Origin of the sequence: Streptomyces caniscabiei (assembly GCF_014930365.1) — a bacterium.
GTDB lineage: Bacteria > Actinomycetota > Actinomycetes > Streptomycetales > Streptomycetaceae > Streptomyces > Streptomyces caniscabiei.
This window is the reverse complement of record NZ_JABXWI010000029.1, coordinates 85,917-96,246: the sequence shown is the minus strand read 5'-3', so window position 1 is coordinate 96,246 and position 10,330 is coordinate 85,917. Positions and strand designations below refer to the sequence as shown.

The 10,330-nt window shown below is 70.8% G+C and carries 8 protein-coding genes, 1 tRNA gene and 1 other RNA gene; 1 reads left to right on the top strand and 9 read right to left on the bottom strand.

Annotated elements, in window-relative coordinates:
* Together HW837_RS44355 and ffs are read right to left on the bottom strand one after the other, a co-directional pair.
* On the bottom strand, nt 1-1,715 hold a 1,715-nt coding region (locus HW837_RS44355), incomplete at its 3' end, for a DNA polymerase III subunit gamma and tau (protein WP_193383568.1).
* 45 nt (nt 1,716-1,760) lie between these two features.
* Nucleotides 1,761-1,857: signal recognition particle sRNA small type (gene ffs, locus HW837_RS44350), an RNA gene on the bottom strand.
* A 129-nt stretch (nt 1,858-1,986) separates the two neighbouring features.
* On the opposite strand from ffs, the gene HW837_RS44345 reads away from it, so the two are divergent.
* Nucleotides 1,987-2,074: transfer RNA gene (locus HW837_RS44345), tRNA-Ser, on the top strand.
* Nucleotides 2,075-2,136: 62 nt separating this feature from the next.
* Here HW837_RS44345 and HW837_RS44340 read toward each other — a convergent pair.
* The 7 genes from HW837_RS44340 to HW837_RS44310 all read right to left on the bottom strand — a co-directional run bounded on the left by HW837_RS44340 (nt 2,137) and on the right by HW837_RS44310 (nt 10,329).
* Nucleotides 2,137-3,420, bottom strand: coding sequence for a tyrosine-type recombinase/integrase (locus HW837_RS44340; protein ID WP_193381346.1), 1,284 nt, complete (start codon nt 3,418-3,420; stop codon nt 2,137-2,139).
* A gap of 83 nt (nt 3,421-3,503) precedes the next feature.
* Nucleotides 3,504-3,722 carry a helix-turn-helix domain-containing protein gene (locus HW837_RS44335; RefSeq protein WP_193381345.1) on the bottom strand — a complete coding sequence of 73 codons (219 nt, stop codon included), beginning with the start codon at nt 3,720-3,722 and terminating at the stop codon, nt 3,504-3,506.
* A 484-nt stretch (nt 3,723-4,206) separates the two neighbouring features.
* Nucleotides 4,207-5,682, bottom strand: a complete 1,476-nt coding sequence (locus HW837_RS44330) for an ATP-binding protein (RefSeq protein WP_193381387.1) — start codon at nt 5,680-5,682, stop codon at nt 4,207-4,209.
* 2 nt (nt 5,683-5,684) lie between these two features.
* Nucleotides 5,685-6,512: a bifunctional DNA primase/polymerase gene (locus HW837_RS44325; protein WP_193381344.1), complete on the bottom strand. Its 828-nt coding sequence runs from the start codon at nt 6,510-6,512 to the stop codon at nt 5,685-5,687.
* The gene (locus HW837_RS44320) at nt 6,509-7,579 is read right to left on the bottom strand and encodes a DNA cytosine methyltransferase (protein ID WP_193381343.1); all 1,071 of its coding nucleotides are present in this window, start codon (nt 7,577-7,579) and stop codon (nt 6,509-6,511) included. The genes HW837_RS44325 and HW837_RS44320 overlap by 4 nt, the downstream gene beginning before the upstream one ends.
* 89 nt (nt 7,580-7,668) lie before the next feature.
* Nucleotides 7,669-7,974, bottom strand: a complete 306-nt coding sequence (locus tag HW837_RS44315; RefSeq protein ID WP_193381342.1) for a hypothetical protein — start codon at nt 7,972-7,974, stop codon at nt 7,669-7,671.
* 243 nt (nt 7,975-8,217) lie between these two features.
* Complete coding sequence (locus tag HW837_RS44310; protein WP_193381341.1) at nt 8,218-10,329, bottom strand: hypothetical protein; 2,112 nt, start codon at nt 10,327-10,329, stop codon at nt 8,218-8,220.
* Between the last annotated feature and the right edge of the window lies 1 nt (nt 10,330).

Below are 10,330 nucleotides of genomic sequence, written 5' to 3'. Positions count from 1 at the left end.
GGCCAGGAGCCGGGAGCGGCGCCACCGGGGGCGCCCGGCGTGCTGGGCTGGGGAGAGGGCGCGGAACCCGTGCCGCCCGGCTGGGCGTGCGCGGGAGCGGTCGGGGGCGGACCTGCCGGCGCACCGCTCGCGGCGGCGGCCTGGGCGGCGGGCGCACCCTCATGAGGGGCGGCCGGTGCCCCGGTGGGGCCACCTCCGCCCGGACCCGCCTGCCCGCCGGCGGTGCCACCGGAGCCGTACGCGTCCGAACCCGAACCCGTACCCGGGCCCGAACCCGGACTCGACGTCGCACCCGGACCCTGACCCTGCATCGGGCCCCCGGCCGGCGCTGCGCCCCCGGGACTGCCGGGACCGGAGCCCGCCCCCGCACCTCGAACCGCGGCCCGAGCCGCCGCGGGCCCGCCACCCGGCGGAACCTGCGCGGCGGCGGGAACCTGCGCCGCGTGCGGAGCGTGAGGGGTCTGCGGAGCCATGCCCATGGGCGAGGCCGCTCCTCCGTGCGCGTCGGGCCCAGGCACGTATCCCATGGCCGGGGCGGCGCCGCCTGCGGAGAAATTGACCCCGCGCTCCAAGCGGTCCAGGCGGGCCATGACGGACCGCTCGTCGCCGTAGGTGGCGGGGAGGAGCACGCGGGCGCAGATCAGTTCGAGCTGGAGGCGGGGCGAGTTGGCGCCGCGCATCTCCGTGAGGCCCTCGTTGACGAGGTCGGCGGCGCGGCTGAGCTCGGCGGCGCCGAAGACACCGGCCTGGGCCCGCATCCGCTCCAGGACCTCGACGGGGGCGTCGATGAGGCCCTTGTCGATGGCGTCCGGCACGGCGGCGAGGATCACGAGGTCCCGCAGCCGCTCCAGCAGGTCGGCGACGAATCGCCGCGGGTCGTTGCCGCCCTCGATGACGTGGTCGACGACCTCGAAGGCCGCGGCTCCGTCCCCGGCGGCGAAGGCCTCGACGACCGAGTCGAGCAGCGAGCCGTCCGTGTAGCCGAGGAGCGAGGTGGCCATGGCGTACGTCACGCCCTCGTCCGTCGCGCCCGCGAGCAGCTGGTCCATGACGGACATCGAGTCACGCACGGAGCCGGCGCCGGCGCGCACGACCAGCGGGAGGACACCCTCCTCGACCGGGATCTTCTCCTTGCCGCAGACCTCGCCGAGGTACTCGCGGAGCGTGCCGGGCGGGACGAGCCGGAAGGGATAGTGGTGCGTCCGCGAGCGGATGGTCCCGATGACCTTCTCGGGCTCGGTGGTCGCGAAGATGAACTTGAGGTGCTCCGGCGGCTCCTCGACGACCTTCAGCAGGGCGTTGAAACCGGCCGACGTGACCATGTGGGCCTCGTCGATGATGTAGATCTTGTACCGGCTGCTCGCGGGTCCGAAGAAGGCCTTCTCCCGCAGCTCACGGGCGTCGTCCACGCCACCGTGCGAGGCGGCGTCGATCTCGATCACGTCGATCGACCCCGGTCCGTTGCGGGCCAGGTCCTGGCAGGACTGGCACTCGCCGCACGGTGTGGGGGTGGGGCCCTGCTCGCAGTTCAGACAGCGGGCCAGGATGCGCGCGCTGGTCGTCTTGCCACACCCGCGCGGCCCGCTGAACAGGTACGCGTGATTGACCCGGTTGTTCCGCAACGCCTGCTGCAACGGGTCGGTGACATGCTCCTGCCCGATGACCTCGGCGAACGACTCCGGGCGATAACGGCGGTACAGCGCGAGAGACGACACGCATACGAGGTTATAGGCGCCCACTGACAACCCGGCGCCCGAGACGACAAAGACCCCTCACGCACCCGCCAGAGCCAACCTACCCTTGCTGCCTTCCGGCCCTGGGGGAGTTCAGTCAGATAGCGCCGCGTGAGGGGCTGACCCCAGCCTACCCGATCCCCGGGGCCCGCCGACCCGCCTCCCCGCCCCCGTCCCCACCCCGCCCGCACCTTGATCACCCGCCGTCGAACGCGGTCGCTAGCACCCTCCGCCGTCATGTAATGTTTCCGGCGGAGGATTCGCCTAGAGGCCTAGGGCGCACGCTTGGAAAGCGTGTTGGGGGCAACCCCTCACGAGTTCGAATCTCGTATCCTCCGCCAGTGCCTCACCGGGCACGATGTCGAAGGGCCCCACCGCGAGGTGGGGCCCTTCGTCGTTGCCCTCAGACCTCGTTGTCCTGGTTTTTGTCCACAGCGGGTGTCTCGGGGGTTCCCCAGATGGCTTCGGCGATCTTCCGGGCGACATCCTTGAGCATGGCGTCTGGCACGTGCAGGTACCTCGCCCGCATGCTCGCGGAGGTGCCCGGCTCCCACCCCATGATCTGATCGATGACGCGGACAGGGACACCGAGCAGCATGAGCACGGTGGCGGCCGTGTGTCTGGCGTCGTGCAGGCGGCCGTCCCGAACCCCCGCGTCTTCCAGCAGACGCTTCCAGTCGTGGTAGTCCGTATTCGGGCTCAGCGGGCCACCGAGCGGCTTGGTGAACACGTAGTCCGACTCGGTCCACAGGTCGCCGGCTGCCTTGCGCTCACGCGCTTGTGTCTCGCGGTGTGCACGGAGCATGGCGACCAGCGGGCCGGGCAGGGGCACGGCGCGGCGGCCGGCGCGCGACTTGGTGTTCTTGGTCTCACGTCGCACCTGCACCTTGGCGGGGCAGTACCCCGGTTTCCGGCCGCACGGCGAGGCTTCGGGGCACCCGTGCTCGTACCGGGGGCGCAGTCGGTTCCGGCGCAGTTTCAGGTACTCGTTGTCCAGGTCGACGTCAGACCAGCGCAGTCCGAGCGTCTCGCCCTGCCGCAGTCCGAGCGCGAGGGCGAGCATCCAGCGGGCGCTGTTCCGTCGTTTGTTGGCTTCGAGCAACAAGCACTGGACCTCTTCGACGGAGTAGGGCTCTACCTCGGATTCGTCCTCTTCCATCCGTGGCGGTTTCGCCAGTGCGGCGGCGTTCTTCGCCGCGTAGCCGCGCCGGACCGCCTCCCCCAGTGCGGTTCGGGCGGTGCGGTGGGCCTGGTGAGCCGTACCGGCCTTGCGCTCTCCATTCGCCTGCATGCGCCGGTACAGGCTCTCCAGGTGCTCCGGCTGCAAGCGGTCAAGGCGGTGCTTGCCGATACCGGGCACGAGATGAACACGAACGGCGACCTCGTAACCGTCGTAGGTGTTCTCGCTGACGGTCGGCTTGGCGATGTTCTCGACCCAGTGCTGAAGCCACTTCTCTACCGTCCACGCCTTGCCGGGCTGTTGCGCCGAACCCGCGTCGCGCTGCTTCTCCAGCTTTTTGACTTCCTCGACCAGGTCATCGCGCGTCTTGCGGGTGAGATGCCGGCGGTAGGGCTCACCGTTGTCCTTGTAGCCCATCGGCACGCGCGCGTGCCAACGACCGTCCGCCCCGAAGTAGATCGCGGATTCGCCGTTGGCACGGCGGGTGCCCTTCTTCTTCTCTGCCACGGGCAGACTCCTGCTTTCTCGCTGTCAGGACAGAAACGAAAGGGCGGGCAGTCCCGGAGGACTGCCCGCCGATTCAGGTGTGGTCAAGCAGCTCGTTGCACCGCGCGTCGGCGAGCGAGGTACGCGGCCAGCGCATCGGCGGGCACGCGACGCAGACGACCGATGTCAATGGACTCCAGCTCTCCAGAACGAATGAGCCCGTAGCACGTGGTACGGCCGATCTGGAGGCGCCGGGCGGCTTCCTCGACGGTGAGCAGAACGAGAGTGATGTCTGTGGCGTCGGCGAGTTGGGTCGTGTCCATTCGGAGGACTCTCCTTCGTCGTACGACTGTGGGGTTCAAGCCCCTCTGGGAATTCGAGGCTCTGGTGGGGCGGCGCCTGTCCGAGGTTCGGATTTCTGCGTCACCGCGTCACCTGCGTCATCCAGGAGCCTGACCTGGGGGAATCCGTGACACAGCACGGCGGGGGTGCGTCACTGCCACGTCACCTGCGTCACGGTGGCGTGACGCAGGTGACGCACGATGACGCAGACGGATCGGCTCTGCGTCACGCTCTTTCCGGCTGGTCAGGGGCCGATTTCCGTCGCGTGTGACGCAGGTGACGCAGCGTTCCCCTACTTAGGAAAAAGAGGGGGTGGTGTCTGTTCTTGTGCGCGGCTCAGAGCGCGAAGAAGGAGCCGCTGCGCGGCACGTCCTTCGGGCGGTGCTGCGCACCGAACAGCAAGAGGAGCACCCAGCGCCACGTCGCCCCGGGTGCTCTTCTTGCTGTTGTCCGGTGACCTCGCGTTCAGAACGCGGCCTCCTGCTGCGATCCGGGTGCCGGCGCGGGTTCAGTGAGCTCGATGTAACGGGCCTCGCGGGTGCGTCCCCAGTCCACGACCAGGCCGCGCGCAGCGAGGGTGGGCTGAAGGCGCTTGAGCCGGTCGGAGAGCACCTTGCCGGTGGTCGGCCACCCCTTGGGCAGCGGGCGGCAGTCCTCGCCGCTGTAAAGCCGGGTGAGCAGGTGCAGCCACTCCGCAGACGACATCCGCTCCTGTGCCCCGGGTTCCATGCCAGCCGCGTACTGGAGCACAGTCTGCGCGAGCAGGTCGCCCTCGATGACGTCGTCGTTGAGGTCGTCCAGCCCGGCCCGGTAGGCCGCCAAAGCTCCGAGGCCCATCGCCGCGTCGAGCTGCGCGCACAGGTGGGCGAAGTCCGCCATCCGCAGGTCGGTCGGCGTCTCAGCGGTGGCGGCGCGGACCTTGACGGTCAGGTCCAGCAGGGAGCCGAGCATGACGGGCAGGGCTTCCGCATACTCGGCCCACAGCTCCGCTTCCGTGCGCCGCACCTTCGGGCGTTCCAGGCGGAGCGGTAGGAGGCGTTCGGCAAGGTCGGGCCGGATGACGCCGACATCGATACCGGTCAGGAGCAGGGGGCGGCGGTAGCGGGCGCGGAAGACGTCCCCGTCGGTGAACAGGGCCCGCTTGACGCTCTCGGCTCCGGTGACGATGCAGCACATGGCGTCGGACAGGTCCGGGGTCATGTGGGAGAGGTTGTCCAGCGCCGTGACCCATCCCGCGGCCACGGCCGCGATCAGGTTGTCCTCGTCCTTCGGGGCGCGACGCAGGTCCCCCGTCATGCCCTCGATGAGCCGGATCAGCATCCGCCCGCCGGTGGACTTCCCCGCGCCCTGGGGGCCGGTGAGGAAGGGGGCGGGAACGGGCACGGAGGGTTCCAGGCAACCGATCAGCCAGGCCATGGCCAGGCACTCGGTCTCGGCGCCTGCGAAGTTGCACAGCCGAAAGAGCAGGTCGATGCCCTTGCCGTTCGTGTCCTTGGCAGGCAGCGGCAGTTCGCCGGTGAGCTGGGTGCGCCGCCAGCACACCTCGCTCGGGTCGGGGATGCGGATGTCCCAGCCGGTGGGGTGGATGCGGACCGACTGGCCGTCGTTGCGGCCCAGGTCCAACCAGGTGGCCCCATCCGCGCCGGGGGCGACGCGGATGTGGACGGGCTGGACCTGCTCGGTGAGGGCGAGTGCTTCGATCAAGTCGAGTGCCTCCTTCATCGCGGTGCCGTTGAACGTGCCGAGCCCGTCCTTGAACAGGCCGACCATGAGTTCTTGGCGGTGGCTGCCGGTGGTGCCCTGGGAGCGGATCGGGCGGGCCACGGGGTGACCCTTGCGCTGTGCGTAGACGGTGCCGTCCGCGGTGCGGAAGTAGCGGAAGCGCTCTTGCGCGTAGTCCGCGATGACCTTCCGGGCCGGGTTCTTGTCGTCGTCTTCCATGCTCAAAGCCCCAACGTGGTACGTGCGTTGGTCCACACGTCCATGCAGTGCCGCGGCGTCTCGCCCTTGGCCTGAGCGGCGGTGAACAGGCGGGCGATGTGATCCTCGGTGAGGCAGCCGCACCGCCCGTGCGTCGAGAGCACGGCCAGGAACGTCCGGTACACGGCCGTGTGCACGCCGCTGGACGTCTCGGTGATGCGCTGCTCCGCCATGGCGATCCCGCGCTCCAGGTAGGCGGGAGTGCGGTGGCGGCATTCCCCGCCCCCGACCGGCGCCGGAACCCTCACGGATACGGGGGCCGCCGGCTTGGCTGCCGTGAGCGCGCGCACGACGTCGGGCAGCGCGGCCATAGTGCCGGTGCCAGATCCGAGCCAGCGGGCGTAGGCCATCGTGGACTTGATGTCCACGCCGGGCCGCACACCGTTGGCCGACGGCATCGTCCCGCGGTAGAGCCAGTGCTCGCCGCGGGTCGTGGGCACGGTCCGAGTGGCGGGCAGGCTCGCACGGGCCCAGTCGACGGCTTCCGCGTGGTCGAGGTCGACGACGGTCAGCCCGGCGCCGCCGGGGTGGTAGGCGACCGCCGCCGCCTGCCGCCACGCGCCCTCCCACGCCGGGGAGTTCAGGACGGTGGGATCGGTGGTGGCAGCGGCCCAGCCGTGGCAGGGCTGCGGGCAGGCGCAGGGGCCGGGGGTCTTCATGTTCGGCCGGCCGCCGCACCTGTAGTGGGCGCAAGCCGGGCAGTTCCCGAACGGCAGCTTCCCCGCCCGCAGGGGCAGCGGGGGGATTCCGGAGGCGGCCAGTTCGAGCGCGGTGCGCAGGTGCTCACTCACGCTGCCACCTCCCACGTCTGGTGCGGCCTGGCCGCGCGAGAGTGCAGGAGTAGTGCGTAGGCGTGGCGGCCCTGTTGGGGGACGACGCCGTTGCCGATGATGCGGAGCTGTTCCTTGCGGGGGATGCCGGGCACGGCGGTGACCCAGCCGGCCGGCAGGCCCATCATCCATTCGGCGAACGCCGGGGCCAGGCGCCGGTTTCCGCGGGTGCCGGGCTCGGTGGGGCAGGGCGCGGCCTGGCCGGTGACGTGCTCCCAGCGGCGGATGGCGGGCCCGTAGTCGGTGCCGTCGGTGGCGACCCAGCGCTCATCCAGGCGCACCGCCTGGCCGGGCAGGTAGTAACGGCCCTGGGTGTCGCGCTGGTTGGGTCCGCCGTGCGGTCCGTCCGACGCCTTCGGGGTGGGCAGCAGCCTCAGCCGGCGGGCGGGGGCGGCAGCTTCGTCACCGCCGTGCGCAGGTTCATCCCACCCCGCCGTTTCGGGCTCGTGCCGGGGCCGCCCGTGCCATCCGCCGTGGTCGGGGTCGGCATCAGCGGGATAGGCGAGGCCGAACCAGCGGTCACGCTCGTGCGGGGCGCCGACTTCGGCGTCACCAGCTCGTAGACATGTCCACCGCGCGTCATACCCGATCGCGGCCAGGTCTTGGGCGACGACGTCCAGCCCCCGCGAGCGGAGCGCCGCCACGTTTTCCAGGAAGAGGAGGCGCGGTCGAATGTGGCCCACAGCCTCAGCGACGTTTTTCCAGACCCGCGACCACTGGCCATTGATCCCATCCCTTCGTCCGGCGTTGGAGGTGTTGCGGCAGGGGAAACCGGCACTGACCACGTCCGGCCGGTACAGGTCACGGACCCGGCCCCAGTCGGCGCGGGTGATGTCCCCGAGGTTGGGCACGCCCGGGTGCCGGTGGGCGTAGACGGCGCTGGCGTAGGGGTCGTTCTCCGCGAACGCGACGACCTGGCCGCCGATGTGGGCGTGGACGGCGGCTTCCAGGCCGCCGTAGCCGGCGCACAGGCCGACGATGCGGGGCGGCGAGCCGGGGGCTCGCCGGATGTCGGTGGGTTGGGTCATTCTGGATGTCTCCAGTTCCTTGATGGTGACTGGCTGACAAGGGCGGTCCCGCGGCTTTGGCGAGACGATGGGGGCCGCCCTTGGCGTAGTTACTTCTTCGAAAAGACCTTGAGCGTGATGCCGCCCGCGCCGATGGGCCCGGCGGCCCCGGCGATGACGGTGGCGGTGTGGGCGGCGACGTCCATCAGCCAGCACAGGGCGGCGACCACGCCCCAGGTGCCGAGGGCTGCGGCGCCGGCGATCGCGAACGGGATGAGCAGGCGCTGCCAGGGGAAGGCCGTGCTGGTGTTGTCCTGGATGACGAAGACGACCGGCTGTCCGGTGGCCTGCGCGCGGTGGTAGGCGTCGGCGGGGATGTGCGGGGCCATCTGGCCGGGCGGGGTGTGCTGGCTCATTTCTGGCTCCCTCGGGGTGTGCCGCGGGCCCGCGCCAACAGGTGGCGCGGGCCCGTGCGGTGGGTTGCGTGATGGCGTTGTGCTTGTCGCTTGCTTGTCGGCTGTCTTGTCGTGCGGCTTGTCGTCTGGCTTGTCGCTTGTCTTGTCTTGTCGCTTGTCGCCTCCCAGCTCACAAGCCGTTTCCGGGCTCCAAGACCCCGGCAGGCGGCATGTAGGAACGCGAGGGCGACAAGCGACAAGTGATCAGTTGCCGGGGGCGTGGGAGCGGTGGACGTAGCGGGCTTTGGTGCCCTCCCCGACCCGGACGGCGGTGCCGTCTTCCACCCAAGTTTTCAGCCAGCCGACGACTGTCTGACGGGTCGTGCCGTAGGCGTCGGCGAGGGCGCGGGCGATCGCGGATGCTCCGGTTCCAGCGGGGCCGGCGGCGAGCAGCGCGGCGAGTGCGGCCTGTTGCGCGGGGCTGTCCTGCTCGGCCTCGCCCCGCAGCGCGGACAGGTCCAACCCACCCGCAGCGGGCGGGGTGTCATCGGTGGGGGTGTGGGGGTCGGGGGCGGTGGCGAACTGCGCGTCGATCTCCGCGCGGAAGCGGGCGAGCATCGCGTCTTCCGCCGACACCGGGCCGGCCGCCGGGCGGTTGAGCGCGGACAGGTTCAGCCCCGACCCCGTCCCAGCTCCCGTGCTGTCGGTGTGGTCGTCGGGGGTGTGGTCGTGCATCCACGCGGTGCGGGCGGTGTCCCAGCGGCGGGCGTAGGCGGGTCCGGCGGCTTTGGCGGAGATTTCGTCGAGGCGGGGGTGCCGGTCGCTGGTGGCGGTGGTGATCTCGCGGATCTGGTTGGGCAGGATCCGCCATGCCTTGAACAGCGCGGCCGGTGACTCGGGGGTGCCCATGAACCCGGCCCCCTTGTACGGCGCCTGCTCCACCCGCAGACCGCGCCGGCCGGGGAAGAGCTTGCCCAGGTCCATGCCCTCGGTCTCACCACCGGTGAGGGCGACGCGCACCTTGCCCTCACGGCGGATCATCAGGTTGCCCAGCACACTGCCGGTGGCGCCGAGCGCGGTGAGGACGGTGCGGATGCCCATGGCGCGGAGCATCCGGATGACTTCCAGGATCTTCTTCGCGAGTTCCTTCATCTGCCGGTCGGTGCTGACCAGGATCTCCGCGCCCTCGTCGATGACCAGCAGGATCTGCGGAATCTTCGAACTGACCGGCAGAAGATCGGTGTTCGCCTTGGCCAGCAGATCCTGGTACGCCTTCTTGCGATGCAGCCCCACCGCGAGGGCGGCGTCGAGCATGGTCAGGGCTTCCTCGTGGGTGCCGGCGAGCCAGTCGATACCGGGCCGCACCGGCTTGCCGTCCTCCCCCTGCAACTCCCCCTTCAGCGCGGGCAGCACCCAGGGCAGACCGGCGGATCCGGCGTTGAGGTCGATCACCCACGTCAGCACGTCCTCAGCGCGGGCGAACCCAGCCAGGATCGTGTGGACCATGTTCGTCTTGCCCGACCCGGTCGGCCCGACCACTAGCGCGCACTGTTCCCGCAGGTAGGCGGACACCTTCTCTCCGTTGGTCCGCACCCCCCACGGCAGGCCGGTGAGGACCGAGAGCGGCCCGTAGTCGTCGGGGTAGGGGCAGTCGTCCTTGAGGACGTTGACGGTGGTCACGTCCAGGATGGTGCGGCCCTGGTGGATACCGGGCCCCGCGGTTGCGGTGCAGCCGTGCGGCAGCTTCGCATCCGCCGACAGGGCCACCGAGTGCTGCGCGATCCGGTCGTAGGTGATGCCGCCCTGGGGTTCGAGGTCGAGGGAGTAACCGGCCCCGGTCTCCCACTTCTCCACCCCGAGCACCCGCACGGTGATGTGGCAGATCCGCTGAATGCGCTCCACCCACGCGGCGGCGATCGAGCGGCGCTCGGCGGACAGTTCCTCGGCGATCTGCCGCAGTTCGACAGCGAGCGCTTCCTCCTCGCGCGCTTCCTCGTAGAGGGCGGCGGAGCGGGCGGCGGCGCCGATACCGACACCGATCGTGGCCAGGGAGCCGAGGGCGGCCCAGGTGAGGGGTCCGTGGGTCATGGCCCATGTCGTCCATCCGGCGCCGACGAGCCAGGAGGCGGCGCGGGTGGCCAGGGTGCGGCCGGCGTTGCGCACCCGCAGACCGGCGACGGTGTGTGCGAGGGCGCCGGCGGCGCCGACGGCCAGGGCCCAGCCGGGGGGCATGGCGGTGGCGGCGCCGGTGGTGGCGACGGCGAAGGCTCCGGTGGTGGCGGACAGGGCGCCGGTCACGGGTCCGTGACCGGCCGCCCAGTCCAGCACCGGACCACTGCTCGCGACGTTCTTCTTGGCGGTGGTGGTGCTGCTCATC